Genomic DNA, 17024 nt, shown 5'->3' on the forward strand with positions numbered 1-17024 from the left:
TTGGTGCGTTTGAATTCCAAATAAATTGTTTTGCCGTTGAGCGACTTTCCCTTGGACGGTGCAATACGGCTTCGCCTATTGCACCCTACTTACGGCACAAATATCTTTCTTCGATATTTCAAGACTGTTTTTATGTTATATTTATTACATGCCTAACTATCGACGCGCCTGGCATCCGGGCGGTACTTATTTCTTTACTGTGAATCTCTTGGAACGTACTGGTAATGATTTGCTGGTGCGTCACATCACGTTACTACGTGAAGCGGTGCGTAAAGTGAAGGTGCAGTATCCGTTCACGATTCACGCTTGGGTTGTGTTACCTGAACATTTACATTGTGTGATTGAATTGCAACCTGGCGATCGTGACTTCGCTGTGCGCTGGCGTTTGATTAAGATTTATTTTTCAAAATCGCTACCGAAAACAGAGCGTCTATCAGCGACCCGCGTTCGTCGAGGTGAACGAGGCATTTGGCAGCGACGTTTTTGGGAGCATTTGATTCGTGATGAGCGTGATTTTTCTGCGCATATGGATTATGTTCACATCAATCCGTTCAAACATGGCTTAGTACCACGTGTAATTGATTGGCCGTATTCAACGTTTCACTTACTAGTTCAGGATGGATTGTATCCAGAAAACTGGGCTGGAGATGAAAGCGATCGACTTAATTATGATGATTGAACCTTGTAGATCCCGATAAACACAATATACAGGCATCTTTTCTGGAGCTGCCAAGATCTATCTGGTAAGCGACCGCAACTCCGCTCCTTACTTACCATCCCGCTGCCGCATCTCGCGCTTCCTCGCTTCAATCTCTCGTTGCAATATCAATCCCTGACTAGGTGGTGGCGGCGGTGCCAGAGGGCGTAGCATTGGCGACACCCAAGGGTCACGTAGCGGAGTTTGCATCGCCTCGGGTGAAAGTGCAATGTCAATGCTAGTCGCTGCAAAGCTTGGTGGCGCGGCTAATGTGCTAAACGTCGGCGTGCTTGTCTGCACTCCTGTTAAAGTGCCACGATAAAAAGCTTGAAGATCAGCCTTGCTCGCCACACGTGCTGCGTCGTCTAAATAGGTCATATGCCCACCGGCATAATTGCGCACGAACAAGCGACTGGGCAGATTCAGCCGCGCCAGATCTTGTTCAGTTTGGTAAAAAGGCGTCGCCAGATCGTGATAGCCATTTAGTGTCAGTACACGTAATTGCGGGTTCAGTTGCAAGGCCGCACCTAGGTCTGGAATCGTGTCTGGTAGATTTTTGCCTGCATGACGAAAATCCCAGTTTTCAATAGCGCTACCCGATAACACATAGGTCGATGCATTGCGATAGCGCAGCGTATCGCGCAGATAGCTGGTGATGGCGCTTGAAAATGAGGCACTGATAAGCGTGCTGGAGGGATCACCCTCACTGGCCAACGCGCTACCCACTGGTGCCGACACCCGCGCATCATAACGGCCAAGCAAGCTGTTGGGGATTAGCTGGTTGCGGAATAATCCAGCTTGCATATTGAAACTATTTTGCCAATGCGTAAGCGCCAGGCCAGTGTAATCGCTGAGCAGTGGCGGCAGCTCGGCGGAGACGGTGCCGCCAGCTAACAACGCGTTCACCGCAGGCGTGTAACGACGCGCGCTAAAATCGCGCATCTGTGTCATATAGGAACTCAAATCATCTACCACAGGTCGGGTCAAGCGGTAATACTGGCCGGTAGCCGCATAACTAGGCAAATAGCCGCCACACGTTATAGTCGCCTGACCAACGACACCACAATTGCTGTTGTAATCCATCGCTGGCGACTGCAGCACCACGCCAGTCAGTTTTACACCTGCACTCTCAAGCAGCGCTGCCAACACAGCGGTACGCGGCCCTCCATACGACTCACCAAACAAATATTTGGGTGAAGCCTGTCGCGCATTAAGTGTGATGTAACGCTGCACAAAATCACGGAACAGCGCCGCATCGGCATCGACGCTCCAAAAACTACGGTTACTAAAAGGCGCAATCGCTTGCGACAAGCCAGTACCAACGGCATCAACAAAAACCAAGTCACTGGTATCCAACAAGCTTTCGGTGTTATCCACTAAAGCGAAGGGACGAGGCAAAGAGGTGGATGGCATGCCGGTTGCCAGACGTTTCGGACCATAGGAGCCCAAATGCAACCAGACGCTAGCCGAACCAGGTCCACCGTTATAAAAAAAAGTGATAGGTCGGGTGGCCGCTGATTGATTATCTGCCGTATAGGCAACATAGAAAAACGAAGCCTGATCTTGACCAGTTGCTATTGCCTTTGCCGTCAAGTGACCAGCTTTGGCGGTGTATGGAATGCTTGCACCGTTCAAAGTGATACTGTGCGTCGTATTGGCAGTCGCCTCGACCGCAGAGGACAGCGAGGCGTTGGCAGTTGAGGAATAGCTGACCGTATCGACTAAGGTGCCGGGTAATTCCGCCACCGGATCGACGGTGCTAGCGCTACCACTCCCGCTGCTGCCGCCACCGCAGGCACTCAGCCCAAATAGCAGGGTCAGCATGCCGCCCCTTAACCAGTGATGTAGCGATGTCTTCATCATCCACCTCCATGCACACAGACTATCAGTAAATTCAAGCGACTCTCACTCAGTATTTCATAACAGCTCGAATATCACAATCAGCAATTCAACGAGCACTTAACAATGAAGGTAGTGGACAGCTTTTATGGCCAGCTAACTTCTTCCCCCGAAGTCAGTTTTCTCTCGTATCGCCAATTCCTTTTACTCTTTTCAATCTCCACTCGCCGTCACTTGAATTGCTGCGCCGTTTATGATGTGCCCTTTGGATGCTGCAATACAGCTTTACCAATGACAGCCTTGCCACTTTATTTCATTCATCAACTTGATTTATAAAGAGAAAACACCGATCATCGGTACTGCGTTTTCCATATCTATAATCGCAATTCCCCCCTCCAGCCTGATGATTGTGTTCTTTATGATTATGTCTTTTAAAAATACTGCCCGTCTTGTGATAATTTCTTGTGTCGCTTCTATATTTACCGTGCCAACATCAGCACAAAACCTCCAAGAAAACGCCACAATTAATCAGTATTACCAATTATTACGTGCCAATTTTGCCCCTGATAATGCCTATCAAACTGTGGCCTTTGTTGAGCAACGTTGGCGTATTGCTGGCAATACCGGTTTTAATGAAAGCATCTGGCAAGTAGAAAAAATTTTGCAGCAAGCAGGCTATAAAAAAGAGATATCTGGCGAAGCTGAAGCGCCTTTGACCTACCGCATAGAATCTAGAAAAATGAAGCAGCCAACTTGGGAGCCGATTGATGGTAGCCTGAGTCTGGCGGGTGACACGGAACCACTACTACGGTTTAGTAGCAATCGAAATATGTTGGCGATCAATTCCGCCAGTACCGTTGCCGGTGGTGTCACTGCCGAAGTCATTGATGTGGGGCGTGGACGAGCGCAAGATTTTGCGGATAAAGAGATCAAAGGAAAAATCGTCTTTGCGGAAGGTGGCATCGCCGGGCTCTATACGAAGGCCATTAAAGCGGGGGCGATTGGCGTTTTGTCGTATGCGATGCCGGCCTATACCCAGCCTGAAAAACATATCAATTCAATTCAGTTTCAAGGCATTCCTTTTTTAAATCCTGATCAATTGGAGACGCAGAAATGGGGTCTCGTTTTATCTTATCGCGCCAAAGAGAAATTGAAAGCCCGTTTGGCACAGGGCCAAACAGTGGTGACCGTCCATATTAAGACCTCGATTTATCAGGCGGAAGAATTGACTCTGATCGCGAATGCGCGCGGCACCTCAAAACCAGATGAACGTTTTGTATTCAGTGCCCATGTACAAGAGCCCGGCGCCAATGATAATGCTAGCGGCGTTGGCACTTTGGCTGAGATGGCACGTGTTACGGCGCGTTTGATTCAAGATAATAAATTCGCACCACAACGCACGATCACTTTTTTATGGGGCGATGAGATACGTTCCACCGATCGTTATATCCGCGAAAATTCTCAGCGTGCCCAAGGTATTAAGTGGGGTCTCAGTTTAGATATGGTGGGAGAAGACACGGCAAAAACCGGCGGTAGTTTTTTGATCGAAAAAATGCCGGATCCGTCAGCCATCTGGACCCGCGGCAACGACAAGCATAGCGAATGGGGTGGCGCTGTGCTCAAGGAATCGGATATGGTTCCCAATTATTTCACTGATTTTTTAATTAACCGCTGTCGTCAGCAAGGTAAGGACAATGGCTGGGTAGTGAATGCCAATCCTTATGAAGGTGGCAGTGATCACACGCCATTTTTGAATGCAAAAATTCCCGGACTATTGATGTGGCATTTCACCGATGTGTTTTATCACACCGATGCGGATAGGCTAGATATGGTTTCAAAAACATCGATGCAAAATGTTGGGATCAGCGCCTTAGCCGCTGCTTTTACATTAAGTAGTGCTGACGAACCTAGCAGTATTTATCTGGTGCAGGAATTGCTGGAAAATGCGACGGCGCGCCTGGAAACAGAGTTTAGCTTGAGTCAGAAAGCAATTGCTGCGGGTGCCAAGGTAAAAGACGAACAGCACATTATCGAGGTCTGGGCGGACTGGTATCAGAAGGCTTTTGACAAAATGCAGGGTATTCCAGTCCATGGTGTTACGGCAAAATTACAAGCACAAATCGACGCAGCGAAAGCGAGTTTGCAGCAACAAAATTTGAAGATGCAAACCAGTTTGAAAAATGAAAGGTGATTTTTGCCCGCTTGGTCACCTCGGCATACGGCTGTTCTGTTGCGTGCAACTTACGCCTCAGTATATTCAAGCTGAATTTTGCAAGGGCTTAGCGTATATTGCTCAGGCACTGTCGACATCTTAACGGCAGCAAAATAGTCACACTCGACCATCCTACAATATTCAGAGGAGACAATATGACCCTACTACAATTATGGCTGCCTATTCTCGTCGCTGCGATCGGCGTATTTTTTGCGAGCAGTTTGATCCACATGGTTTTTAAATGGCATAACTCGGAATACCGCGCTTTGCCGAATGAGGATGAAGTACGTAATGCCTTGGGTAGCGTTAAAACTAATCCTGGTTTGTATTCGACACCGCACTGCACGGATATGAAGGAAATACAAACCGACGCGATGCAGCAGAAGTTTATTCAAGGACCGGTCGCACTGATTACAATTCGCGCTCCCGGCGCACCAGCGATGGGCAAATATTTATTCCAGTGGTTTGTTTTGAATATCGTCATCGCCAGCTTGGGGGGATTATTGGCTTTGCAAACAATGGGACTACAGGCCAATCCGCATTACGCAGGACATTTTATTGGTCTGTTTACGATGATTGCCTATGCTTGCGGTAGTGTGCAAGAGTCGATCTGGATGGGCAGACCTTGGTCCGCTACATTGAAAAATATTCTCGATTCTTTGATCTACGGTGCAGTCAGCGCGGTAGTATTCTGGCAGCTCTGGCCCTCACACTGAGATCAAGCTATCGCTTGAATTACTAAGCAGTAGTGCAAGACGTAATGCCGCAGGTATTACGTCTTTATTTTTTGTGGGACTGAAATCGAGCCGAGAATTAGCTATTGCGCTACAGGCACGAGAGCAAAGCTGGGTCTCATGATTTTTTCCACAGCGGCACCAGCGATCGGCCACTGCGCGAGGATTGGGGGTAAAGGCAAAACCAGGATTTAACAATATCTTGCTTTCTGTCCTCATCTCAAACCTAACAGCGCCTTCAATAAGCCTATAATCGCTTCATCATTGAATATATTTACCTCTATCGTCGTGTCTGTACGACTGGAATTTTATGAATGCTATCTTCCGACCGCATGGCCGGTTCAAAATTTGGATAGAAGCTCAGCTTTTACTGACCGAAGTCACAGGTCCATGGAACCGCGAGCTTATAGAGTATTGGGCGGCACAGGCATTACAACTGGCGCAAGAATTTACCGCCGAGCGTCCCTATATTGCAATCACCACAGTCTACGAGTCTATTTTGTGCCCGGGCAATGCGCTGGACAGAATAGCTGAGGCAATAGAGTACAGTCAGACGCAATTACCTTGTCTGGGTAATCTGATCGTTGCGGCTGACGATGTAGAAGGTAGAGATTTACTGCTCTCCACTTATCGACGAATAGGCTTACCCCATTTCTTTTCCGATTTTTCCAGTGCCAAAGCCTGGGCAGAACACGCGCTCGAGCGTCACCAATTAGTCCGCCCCTAGACAATCGATCAATACCACGTTGATCGCAGAACTATTTCCAGTTTTACCCCAAGCTCAGCTATGATGTTCTCTAAGCACAACATGTTGGAGGCATCATGGCACTCTTTGATCATCTTATCGTTATCCTGCTATTAGTTGCGATCAGTGGTTTCTTCTCTATGTCCGAAATCGCCCTAGCCGCCGCGCGTAAGGTGAAATTGCAAATCCTGGAAGCCGACGGAAATGGACGCGCCAGCAGGGTACTGGCTTTACAACAGGAGCCCGGGCATTTCTTTACGGTCGTACAAATTGCCTTAAATGCGATCGCTATCCTAGGCGGTATTTTAGGTGAACAATCCTTGACGCCCTACTTCGCCCAAGTATTTCACTCCCTATTTGGCAATGCCAGTTGGATAGACACACTCAGTTTTATGAGTTCGTTCATTTTCGTCACCTCGGTCTTTATTCTCTTCGCCGATCTCATGCCCAAAAAACTGGCGATGGTCGCACCAGAAAGCGTGGCGATGTTTGTCGTGGCACCGATGATGTTATGCGTGAAGTTATTCAAGCCTTTGGTCTGGCTCTTCAACGGTTTATCTAATCTCATCTTCAGGACTTTCAATTTACCAACTGAACGCGATGACCAAATCACGTCGGATGAAATTTATGCCGTCGTGAATGCAGGCGCCGAAGCTGGTATTTTACAAACCCGCGAACACGACATGATAGGCAATGTGTTTGAACTGGAAAGTCGCACAGTACCGTCAGCGATGTCGCAACGCGACAGCATCGTGTATCTGAGTTTGCAGGACAATGAAGAAAATATCAGGCAAAAAATCGCCGAGCATCCGCATACCAAATTTCTGGTCTGCGATGGACAAATCGACAAAGTGGTTGGCTATGTTGAATCCAAAGACATACTCAAACGCATACTGACCAATCAAGCTTTTTCCAAGGTACAAGAATTATCCTTGCGCACTGCATTGGTAGTGCCAGATTCGCTCACGCTGTCTGAAATGCTAGAGCAGTTCAAAGCAACACGCGAAGACTTCGCCGTGATCATGAATGAGTACGCGTTGGTGGTTGGCATCATTACACTCAATGATGTATTAAGCACTTTAATGGATGGTATGGTTCATCCTTACCTCGAAGATCAAATCGTCAGACGCGATGACCACTCTTGGTTAATCGATGGTGCGACCACTATTGAAGATGTTTGTCGCGCATTAGATATCGATGACTTACCTGAAAGTGGCAATTACGAAACTATTGCTGGCTTCATGATGACTATGCTCAGAAAAATTCCTAAGCGCACCGATTTTGTCATGGTCGGAGATTATAAATTTGAGGTGGTTGATATAGACCAGTTTCGTATCGATCAATTATTGGTCGTGAAGAAAAGTAGTGTAGATACCAAGCCTTAGTTTCAAGCTTGCGAGTTCAACCCTTCACTAACGTCGATCTCGCACATTTTCGAGGTGTGCAAAAAAAAGCGTCAGTTCATAATCTCTAACGCTTTTTTCTCTTTACCGCGAAACGTTTACTTCACTTTCTTGGCTGGCATATTCTGTCCGCCTTGCGTCAAAATCAATTGCGTGATTTTACCATCTGCTGCCTTTTCAAACTTCAACTGCGCTCCGATGTCTGGGGCACTGAAAGTATCTGCACTGACAGCAACGATATTAACTATACCCTGGCCTGTCGCTTGTGTAATGAATTTATTCCCTTCACGACGCACATTCAAAACGAAATTAGGCTTGAGTTCGTAGTCACCAACAAAGACATCAAATTGTTCAGCTGTCATGGCAAAAGCCTTAGGCGCTTCGGGTAAAGCTTCGTTTAGCTTAGGATGAGCAATCGACGTACCTTGTTGATGCACGACCGCCTCAGTCACTTCACCTTTTGCATTTTTGTTGAACTCGACACGCAACAGAGAGTTATTGTCTTTAAAAAAACCATTTCGCGAGTACGCCTGCATGATGGTACGCGGACCATTGGTGCGCGTCATCACTAATTTATCGCCTTCGCGTACTACAAAACGACGGTCATTCTCGTCTATACGATACACACCAACATATTGATCTAAAGTTTTCTCGTCAACAGTGACCGCTTTAAATTCAGGAATAGGCTTACCAATAGCGCTCGCAGCTAAGCGCATTGCTACCATTCCAGGCTGGACTAAACCGCCATCAGCATTGCTTAACACCGCAACATAAACTTTATCTTTAGGCAGACTCAAAGCAAAGGTAGAAAAGCCAGGAATACCGCCGCCATGGGAAATCATAGGTTGAGATTCAAATTGACCGATACCCCAGCCATAGCCGTAATTGGTGTCCTGCCCGTTCTTTAATTTGTACGAAGTGAAAGCACGTTTCCAATGCTCTGCTTTCAATAATTTGCCGGCACTGACGGCGGCATCCCATTTCGCCAGATCGTCCACGGTTGAGGTCAGCGATCCTGCTGCATACGGTTGTGTCATACTGATTTTCATACTTGGCTCAAACTCACCGGTACGTTGAGAGTAGCCGGCCGCGCGTGCTTGTTTGCTGCGCTCATAACCTTCGTAAGCGGTATTTTTCATACCTAGCGGTGTGAATAAGCGTTTTTCTACAAATTTGGCATAGGGTTCGCCACTGACTTTTTCTATGATGGCACCGAGCAAAAAATAGCCGGAATTATTGTATTTATAGACAGTACCTGGTTCAAACTCCAGGGCGTCATTTTTAAAGCTATCGACCATTTCCTGCACGCTGACATCTTTACCAGCACCCGCCACGAAATTAGGTTTACCGGTATAACTTGGAATACCTGAAGTGTGTGTCAACAAATGCTCAATCGTAATGCCCTTGCCGCTAGCCGGGTAATCAGGAAAGAACTTTGTGACTGGGTCATTCAGAGCGATTTTGCCTTCTTCTACCAATTGCAAAATAGCGACCGAAGTAAATTGCTTAGTAATCGAACCTAAGCGCATGACGTGATCTGCTTGCAAAGCTTCTTTATTCGCGATATTGGCCATACCATAGGCCTTGCGCAACAGCGTTTTACCATCCTTCAAAACAATCACAGTTGCGCCAGGTTGATCGGCTCTGTAATAAGCGGCACCGATCTGATCGAGTTGTTGCGTGATAGCGGCCGGCGCAGCCTGTCTGGTTTGCGATGACTTACTGGTATCTTGCGCTACGCTCGCAGGTGTTTGCAACAACAGGAATGTGGCAAGTGCGATGGGTGTTAAAGTGATTGTCGCTAGTTTGGGCATCATATTCTGTCCTTAAAAATGAGTTTGTAATGAGAATCTGTCTTATGAAAAGCAGGCACAAGATAAGCTAACAAAAGTTTTCGATTAAGCTGTTTACGATCAAATGCAAAAATCTGGGCTTAAGCGGGGCTAATAGCATGTCGAAAGTATTTTGATAGCCTATTTTATACCCTGGCTTGCCTGTTCTCACTCTAGGCTTGAAAAGTAATATTCAATTAATACAATCCTCCATCGCCGATCTAAAAAAAGCCTCCTATAATGCGCCATCGACGATACCGGAGGTACTATGAATTTTTCGCTTAGTTTTCCACAAAGTTTCAAAACATCAATCTTAGTTAGCAGCCTATGCCTTGCGGGAATTAGTACCTGCAGTCAGGCTCAGTCATTAGACATACTGCAAGGCAGAGCATTAAAGCCAGATGATACGGTGGTGCAACTGGTACAGAAATTAGAGCTGGAAAAGTACAAAGCCACGATCAAATCGTTAACTCAATTTGGTGATCGTCGCCAAGGTACTGAGCGCAACCGCAAAGCCTTGGATTGGATAGAAGCACAACTAAAATCCTATGGCTGCACCAATACCGAACGCTTGCAATACGATTACACCCAAGCCCCACCACCGCCAGCTAATGCCAGCCCTGCGCCACGCCGCAATGTAATTCCTAGCGGTGGCCTCGGTGGTGCTGCCGGGCAAGGTGGCAGCACCTTGTTTGGCAAGCGTGCCAAAACCGGCGTGAATACTGATCCACTCTTACAGCCTGACGAAAAACTACGGGCCTTAAATGCAGAACCCACACCGGTCGGCACCTCTATGCGCGAAAATGTGTATTGCACCAAGATAGGCAAAACCCATCCTGAAGAAATGTATATCGTTGGCGCGCACATGGATGGCATCGGCTTTGGCGAAGCCGCCAACGACAATGGCTCCGGTACCGCCATCGTGATGGAGTTGGCAAGAATTTTCAGTGACCCGAATGTAGAGACCGACCGTTCTATTCGTTTTGTATTATGGAACAACGAAGAAACCGGTTTGAACGGTGCCTATGCCTATGTCGCACAGCGTAAAGATTTACAAGGTATAGAGTCACCCAAAGGTTCTGGGCTATACCCTGAACCAAAATGGTTGGGCATGGTACAGCACGATATGATGCTCTGGGATCATGGTATGCCCATCGCAAAATTAGACGCGAAGGGCAAACCGGTACTAGATGCGGAAGGCAAAGTTATTTATGAGTCACCCAAAGAACAAAGAGCCGAAGCTGACGTGAATATCGAATACCAATCGACCTCGAAACAAGCCGAAGGCGCGGCGAAGTTGGCTTGGTTTTTCCGGGCAGCAAACGACAAATATGCGACCAATTATCCTGCAGCAGTGGGCTTTCATATGACGAATACGGATTCCGTGCCTTTCATGGACGTGGTACCAGCCATTTCATTACGAGAAAATGAACGCGGTATGCAGATAGGTGCGGGCTGGAATCCCAACTGGCATCAACCAAGCGACGTATTTACTACCTACTCTGATAAAGATTTTTTATTGGGTCTGAATGCCGCCCAAACTACTTTGTCTGCGATTGCGACTCTATCTGGCACTAAGCTGAAAGAAGTACCTTCACCCAAAAATCCTTAAGGACCTGCGCTAAGTTGAGCCTGAGCTTAACTTAGCGCACCAACTGCAGAGGATGACCACTTAGAGCGCCCCGAGAAATGCCGCTAAGTCAGCGAGCTCCTGCCCCGTCAAAAACATGGCAAACGTGGTGTCATAGTGACTGACGACGTCAAACAGAGTCTCGGCTGAACCATTGTGAAAATAAGGTGCCCGGCTTGCCAGTCCTCGCAAGGAAGGTACTTTAAAACGTCCTATGTCTTCCCATTTCCCGCTTTGCATAGCGATGCCTGGATCCATGGTTTTCATTACCGCGCCAGTGATCTTATTGCGCAGCGTATATAGAGGTAGATCGGGCGTCCGCAATCCGGCATCGTCGGTAAAAATACTCACGGCTAGCGGCGTACTGGCACCACCTGCCTGCGGCGTATTATGGCAACTAGAACAGGTGACACGATTGAGAGATATCTTCAAGTCTATCGGTATATTCGTCAAATTCTGCGGGTTGAATGTGCGCGTGTTAAACAGCACTTCGCCACGCGCTATCGATCTACGTTTCGCGTCTACTTTAGCATCCGTTGTACCTGGATTATTCAGCCATGCACTAAAATTTTTCATCGTGTTCCGGGTATAGGCGGCACCGGTCCTAATATCACCCAAGATCAAATCATTGATACCAAAATAGAAGTTCGTATTTTGTAAAAATACAGGACCACCTTGGCCATTTGCAGAATCTAGAAAACGCGCATCCTGATCAAATACTTGCGCAGAAAACAGCGTCTTTTCAAAATCAACAATCGATTTTTGTTCCGCCAGCGATAAATCTCTGGCCGCTTGTGCATGGCCCAAAGTGGCGCTATTGGCTTGATGCATAAGATTAGTTTCCAACGCTGCGAAACAGCCAAGCTGAGGCAGGCAGTCTTTCGTATTATTGTCGCGTGCAGTTTCTCTGCCATCCCACATCACATCACTCAAAAACTTCAGATTTGCGCTCGGTAAAGGACGTCGAAATAAGGACAACTCGTTCGCACTGGCATATTCGTAAGGATCATCAGCTTTGACCAATTCAAATTCAGCATTCGCTGGTATCTTCATCCCGACCCGTATCAATCCTTTATTTAGGAGCATGCTATAAGCTAGGCGTTTCTGATCCAAATTTGAAAACCTTGCGAGAGGCGAATTGGCACCATCATTTAAGCTAAAAATAGGATCATTGCCCTTGCTCGTATCAAAGCGGTTTTGCAATTCTTGCGGTGTAATTGAGAAACCCTGCGCTTGCTGATGACAACTCGCACAACTACGTCCATTACCAAATGGTTTGAAGAAAGGATTATCTTTGTCGATTGCACCTGCCGTCGAAAAATGACGGGCAACACCCAGCTCATTAGCAAACAGGCCATACGCTTCCGGACTGGGATGGACACCATTCTTGTCGGGATAAATGCCTTGCGCATTTGGATAGAAACCTGCGGCATCAGGATAGTAACCATCGGCGTTAGCAGCCTGTCCGAGATTATTCGGCCCCAGCGGTGTCAAAGGATTTGTGCTCGGTAATTGCACAGGCGTGGTTTGCTTTACAGGGTCATTCGCCAAGGAATTACCAGAATCGCCACCGCCGCCACAGGCACTCAAGTTGAGCAAGGAAATAAATAAAAAAACGAAAGTCAATGATCGACGCACAGCTCGGCTCCTCTTACAAAAACCACACAACAAAATTAAACCATGCCAGATTCAAACCCGTCTAATCATAGCTTGGGATAAAACCACGCTCTGCTGTGATGAAACTCTGCTTTGTCGCAAATAGTTGAATCCAATCTGCACTCCATTGCGTATATGGTTAGGGCGTGCTCACCTGCTCACCATTGGCGATTTACAAAATTTTTTGGAGATAATGATGAAACACACTTTAGGCTTACTCTCTGGCGCGTCCTTACTGCTGTCCCTCATGGCCTGCGGCTCAGCTATGAAAGCCCCTGTGGTTGCAGAAGCAATCACGGTGCCAGCGGGTAATCAATTGGTCATGATGGCGGTTGGCAGTGGAGAATTGACTTATCAATGTCGTGCCAAAGCGGCCATGCCCGGCGCTTTTGAATGGGTGTTTGTCGAACCCAATGCGGTGCTAGCTGATAAAGATGGCATGACTGTTGGCAAATACTACGCAGGACCGACTTGGGAAGCGAATGACGGTAGCAAAGTAACAGGAAAACAACTTGCGACAGCGCCCGGCGCAGCGACTGCAATTGCTTTGCAACTAGTTAAACCTAGAAACCTCAGTTGACCGCTTATTGTTGTCTTGAAAGGCGCATGAGCATTTACTTTTACGGTACTTTTTCTGTTCACCAATTGGGTGGCAGCGCTACGAATTCGATTGCACACTTTTCCGCGTCTCTGGACATCGTTGCTCCTCCTATCAACATGGAGGTTGCTTCGTCGTCACGCCTTGCCAGAAACACGGAAAAATGCACACTCGAACTCGTCCAACTAAGGTGTCTAGGTTAAAGCGAATCCTTCAAGCGGCAACGGCGCCATGACAGACATTAGCTACATACAACGACTCAACACTATCGGCGGCGTAGCACCTATGGATAGCTGTCGCTCGGACAATGTTGGTACGAAAAAAATGGTGAAATACCAGGCCGACTATTGGTTCTACAAAGCGGCGTATTCAGATAAGGCTTGGTAATAGAAGGTGGCGATGATTTACTTCATCATCGATCAATGCCGAGCTGTCTGAGACGGTCACACCACTTCATCCAAGTGGGATGACCGTCTCCAATTTTTATCATAGCCCAACAAGCACGAGCAACTGGATTCAAGCCTGGCGTTTAAAAACGCCCTTCATAATTCAGACGCACGTTCAATTTTGACGGATTGTAATTCTGGCGTAATACGCTGCCCTGTGCATCTGCATATTCGCTTTCTGAATACGCGGTCTGACGGATTACATTACTCATGGACAAACGCAGGTTGGACATTGTGTCAAACTTCCACAAGGCATAGGTTTCTAAACTACGGTTGACGCGTCCATAATTCAGCTGATTAGCAGAGACGCGTACCAGACCTGCGTTTTGAAATGCATAACCAGCACCGACGGTTAATGGCAAAGCCTCAGGTTTGTAATCAATACCGATATTGGCACGAACCGGTACTTGTTCATTCAAACGATTATGCGGGCCAGGCACGGTATCAATTGTTGAATGATTAAAAGCCGCATTCATACGAAAATCGAGTGCCGGCGCTTGTTCCATCCACAAACGCATAGGAAACTTCGCCTCCAGCTCTATCCCTTTGGTCTGCGCATGCCCACCATTGACTGGCATATTTACCCATAGCCCGTCTAGCTGAAACAGACGGTTCAAAGTGATACCACTGATACGACGCAAGAAAAAATTAGCACTAAAAACACCGCCGCCATCGACAAAATGCTCATAACCAAAATCAAAACCGGTCGCCAGTTCAGGCTGTAAATTAGGATTGGCCAGGCCGTCTGGGCTGGTGGCAGAATTATTCGTCGAATAATAGCGGCGATGCACCAGATCCCAAGAGTTCACCGCTTTGTAAGTTCGAGAAAAAGCGAAGCGTAATTGCTGATTCGGATGATCAGGAATTTTATATAAGGTTTGAAAAATCGGACTCAGCACAGACGAACGGTTATGCACATTGTCTAGGCTATTGCCACGACCATCCATAGTGATCGCTTCCCAACGCAAACCCAGATATAGCGACAATTGCTTGTCCAAAGTCCATTCATCTTGCGCATACATAGAAGTGCGGGCAATTTTGAATTCCACGTCTTCTTGTAAATTGACGGGACTGACAACTTCATTCATCGCAGTCGTGCCACGTGTTAGATTATTACTACTCTGCCAGCGCGCAGCCAACTCCCAACCCGCCGAAATCGTATGATCTTCAATAAACGGCGCATTATATTTGCCACTGTGCGTCCAGCCACGATTAAACGATTCGGTATCAACATGGCGATCAAACAAAGCCGTTTCATTGGCATCACGTCCTACGCTGCGCCCTGTCGATTTCGCATGCCAGTAATGCGTGCCGGCGCGCAATTCTAGTTTGGCACTATCCCCCAGCTTATGCGTCCAGCTTAAATTATTATTCCAGCTTTGCGCCTGGTTAGTGGTGTCGTAATCTTCAATAGGAAAGCGGTACGCGATACCTGCCAAGCTATTGGTTTTGCCGCGATTACTCCCTTCATTTTCATTAAAATTAATGAAGGCGTTGAAACTGAGAATGTCTTCGTTGTCCAGAGTCCAATTCAGACGCGGCGCTGAGGATAGCGAGCGATTACGATTCTCATTAGCAGAAGAGTTCGACCGTAACTGCGTAGTTAGGCCCTGGCTATCTAATTTTTGCGTCTGGCTTTGACTGTCATGATTGCGGAAACGCCCTATATTCAGATTCAAAGGCAGACTGCAGGAAAACTGTTCCAATTTGTCCGACAACTGAAAACTAGCAAACAAACCACTAGGTAATTCTCCCCTCTGAAAATAACCCAGCTTCACTTGACGCTGCGTCATCGGTATCGAGCGTTTCAAAATAATATTGATGGTACCGGCCACTGCCTGCGCGCTAAATTCAGCGCTAGCGGAGCGGACGATTTCTATTCGCTCTATCAAATCTGGCGCCAGACTTTCTATCGAAAATCCAGGCGGACTAGGTTCGCCATTGAGTAAAATCTGGGTATAACCTGCACCCAAACCACGCATACGAATTGCACCACCGACCACGCTGACGCTGGGTAAACGCTTTAAAACGTCAGTGATTTCAGTATCACCAAAACGGGCGATCTCTTCCTGAGTGACGACAATTTTGCTAGCGGTATCAAAACGCCGGGCATCATATTCACGATTGCCTTTGACCTGTACCTTTTGAGTTTGGCTGTCGTTGGTTTTGGCTGGAGTCGGAGCCAGAACGACTTTAGTTGCCTCCTTTTTTTGCGTGTCGCTTGTTTTCTGGCTACTTTGATTAGCGCTTTCAAGGATATCAGCTGGTAAATTGGCACGGTCTTGCGCCAGCCCAGCGCTTGGGAATGCGAGCGCCAGCATGCTGAGCATCAAAGTAAGGGGAAAGGAAATTTTTAACATAAGAGACCAAGGGCGTGAATCTACAGCGCCTGAACGAAAAAGGATAAGAAAAACAATTGCGTGTTCAGACTGCTGCTCTGCACAAAAGTTCATCCAGCTCGAACATTATTCTTACGCAATCGTTCTACGTCGATGCAAGCAAGACATTTTTCCTCTACACTTGTGCGCTTTCCATTCGTTCTTTTGGAGTTCCGCCATCATGATGCAACTTTTCTACTCCCCAGGTACCGCATGTCTCGCTCCCCATTTTCTATTAGAAGAATTGGGCTTGCCTTACGAACTGATTTTGGTCGATACCAATAAACAAGAACATCAACAAGCCGCCTATTTGAAACTCAATCCTAAGGGAAAAATTCCACTCTTGATTGACGTCGTCGATGGCAAGGAACTCTACTTAACGGAAAGCGCGGCGATCTGCATGTATCTGGCAGATAAATACGCAGCACAGCAAAATGCTGCCCACCTCAGCCCGCCATTGGGAAGCGTAGAACGAGCCCGTCTGTATCAATGGATGATGTATTTGTCGAACACCTTACAAGCGGAATTGCTCAGTTATTTTTATCCTGAACGATTGACCGATAACGCCGAGACGGCGGAGCAAGTGAAGAAGCATGCGGAGCAAAGAGTGAGTGAAATGCTCAGTTACATTGATGCTGAATTGGCGAAATCGGATGGTGATTTTTTTCTCGGAAAATCCCTATCGATTGCGGATTTATTTTTATTCATGCTCTGCCGTTGGACCCGCAATATGCACAAGCCAGCACGTGACTTTACCCACCTGTCACCTTACTTGGCACGATTAGTATTACGTCCGGCGATCGCTCATAGTTTCGAGCAAGAAGCACTCACAGCACCGCTTTATTGAGCAATTT

The 17024-nt window shown here is 47.2% G+C and carries 12 protein-coding genes and 1 pseudogene; 9 read left to right on the top strand and 4 right to left on the bottom strand.

The annotated features are described in order from the left end of the window. Positions 1–148: 148 nt before the first annotated feature. A complete protein-coding gene (locus AC1RR2_RS05120) occupies positions 149–679 on the top strand; it encodes an REP-associated tyrosine transposase (RefSeq protein ID WP_493221213.1) in 531 nt (176 codons plus the stop codon). 87 nt (positions 680–766) lie between these two features. Here the strand turns inward: AC1RR2_RS05120 and AC1RR2_RS05125 are convergent, their stop codons facing one another. Continuing rightward, positions 767–2560 carry a S10 family peptidase gene (locus AC1RR2_RS05125; RefSeq protein WP_493221214.1) on the bottom strand — a complete coding sequence of 598 codons (1794 nt, stop codon included), beginning with the start codon at positions 2558–2560 and terminating at the stop codon, positions 767–769. A 460-nt stretch (positions 2561–3020) separates the two neighbouring features. Here AC1RR2_RS05125 and AC1RR2_RS05130 point away from each other — a divergent pair, with 460 nt between their 5' ends. The 4 genes from AC1RR2_RS05130 (at position 3021) to paeA (ending at position 7612) form a co-directional block, all read left to right on the top strand. Continuing rightward, complete coding sequence (locus tag AC1RR2_RS05130) at positions 3021–4727, top strand: M28 family peptidase (protein ID WP_493221215.1); 1707 nt, start codon at positions 3021–3023, stop codon at positions 4725–4727. Positions 4728–4903: 176 nt separating this feature from the next. After that, positions 4904–5464, top strand: a complete 561-nt coding sequence (locus tag AC1RR2_RS05135; RefSeq protein ID WP_493221216.1) for a hypothetical protein — start codon at positions 4904–4906, stop codon at positions 5462–5464. 328 nt (positions 5465–5792) lie between these two features. Continuing rightward, positions 5793–6209, top strand: a complete 417-nt coding sequence (locus tag AC1RR2_RS05140; protein WP_493221217.1) for a hypothetical protein — start codon at positions 5793–5795, stop codon at positions 6207–6209. Between the two features lie 95 nt (positions 6210–6304). Continuing rightward, positions 6305–7612 (top strand): polyamine export protein PaeA, encoded by a 1308-nt coding sequence (gene paeA, locus AC1RR2_RS05145; RefSeq protein ID WP_493221218.1) that lies wholly within the window; start codon positions 6305–6307, stop codon positions 7610–7612. 116 nt (positions 7613–7728) lie between these two features. On the opposite strand, the gene AC1RR2_RS05150 is transcribed toward paeA, so the two are convergent. After that, on the bottom strand, positions 7729–9447 hold the full coding sequence (locus AC1RR2_RS05150) for a serine hydrolase (protein ID WP_493221219.1): 1719 nt from the start codon (positions 9445–9447) through the stop codon (positions 7729–7731). Between the two features lie 283 nt (positions 9448–9730). Here AC1RR2_RS05150 and AC1RR2_RS05155 point away from each other — a divergent pair, with 283 nt between their 5' ends. Next, positions 9731–11074 carry a M28 family metallopeptidase gene (locus AC1RR2_RS05155; protein WP_493221220.1) on the top strand — a complete coding sequence of 448 codons (1344 nt, stop codon included), beginning with the start codon at positions 9731–9733 and terminating at the stop codon, positions 11072–11074. A 60-nt stretch (positions 11075–11134) separates the two neighbouring features. Here AC1RR2_RS05155 and AC1RR2_RS05160 read toward each other — a convergent pair whose 3' ends face one another. Beyond that, positions 11135–12730: a cytochrome C gene (locus AC1RR2_RS05160; protein ID WP_493221221.1), complete on the bottom strand. Its 1596-nt coding sequence runs from the start codon at positions 12728–12730 to the stop codon at positions 11135–11137. A 214-nt stretch (positions 12731–12944) separates the two neighbouring features. On the opposite strand from AC1RR2_RS05160, the gene AC1RR2_RS05165 reads away from it, so the two are divergent. Both AC1RR2_RS05165 and AC1RR2_RS05170 read left to right on the top strand, forming a co-directional pair. Beyond that, on the top strand, positions 12945–13328 hold the full coding sequence (locus AC1RR2_RS05165) for a DUF3455 domain-containing protein (RefSeq protein ID WP_493221222.1): 384 nt from the start codon (positions 12945–12947) through the stop codon (positions 13326–13328). 240 nt (positions 13329–13568) lie between these two features. Then, positions 13569–13733: pseudogene (locus tag AC1RR2_RS05170) on the top strand (DUF3455 domain-containing protein); the annotation flags it as partial. A gap of 142 nt (positions 13734–13875) precedes the next feature. Here the strand turns inward: AC1RR2_RS05170 and AC1RR2_RS05175 are convergent. After that, a complete protein-coding gene (locus AC1RR2_RS05175) occupies positions 13876–16152 on the bottom strand; it encodes a TonB-dependent receptor plug domain-containing protein (protein WP_493221223.1) in 2277 nt (758 codons plus the stop codon). Between the two features lie 199 nt (positions 16153–16351). On the opposite strand from AC1RR2_RS05175, the gene AC1RR2_RS05180 reads away from it, so the two are divergent. Further along, positions 16352–17017 (top strand): glutathione S-transferase family protein, encoded by a 666-nt coding sequence (locus AC1RR2_RS05180; RefSeq protein WP_493221224.1) that lies wholly within the window; start codon positions 16352–16354, stop codon positions 17015–17017. Positions 17018–17024: the final 7 nt, after the last annotated feature.

The organism is Undibacterium sp. GW821-FHT11H02 (assembly GCF_058808015.1).

Coding starts and splice junctions, on each gene's coding strand:
- AC1RR2_RS05135 (WP_493221216.1), top strand. CDS start 4,904: ATGACCCTACTACAATTATGGCTGCCTATTCTCGTCGCTGCGATCGGC.
- AC1RR2_RS05165 (WP_493221222.1), top strand. CDS start 12,945: ATGAAACACACTTTAGGCTTACTCTCTGGCGCGTCCTTACTGCTGTCC.
- AC1RR2_RS05125 (WP_493221214.1), bottom strand. CDS start 2,560: ATGATGAAGACATCGCTACATCACTGGTTAAGGGGCGGCATGCTGACC.
- AC1RR2_RS05150 (WP_493221219.1), bottom strand. CDS start 9,447: ATGATGCCCAAACTAGCGACAATCACTTTAACACCCATCGCACTTGCC.
- AC1RR2_RS05155 (WP_493221220.1), top strand. CDS start 9,731: ATGAATTTTTCGCTTAGTTTTCCACAAAGTTTCAAAACATCAATCTTA.
- AC1RR2_RS05180 (WP_493221224.1), top strand. CDS start 16,352: ATGATGCAACTTTTCTACTCCCCAGGTACCGCATGTCTCGCTCCCCAT.
- AC1RR2_RS05120 (WP_493221213.1), top strand. CDS start 149: ATGCCTAACTATCGACGCGCCTGGCATCCGGGCGGTACTTATTTCTTT.
- paeA (WP_493221218.1), top strand. CDS start 6,305: ATGGCACTCTTTGATCATCTTATCGTTATCCTGCTATTAGTTGCGATC.
- AC1RR2_RS05175 (WP_493221223.1), bottom strand. CDS start 16,152: ATGTTAAAAATTTCCTTTCCCCTTACTTTGATGCTCAGCATGCTGGCG.
- AC1RR2_RS05140 (WP_493221217.1), top strand. CDS start 5,793: ATGAATGCTATCTTCCGACCGCATGGCCGGTTCAAAATTTGGATAGAA.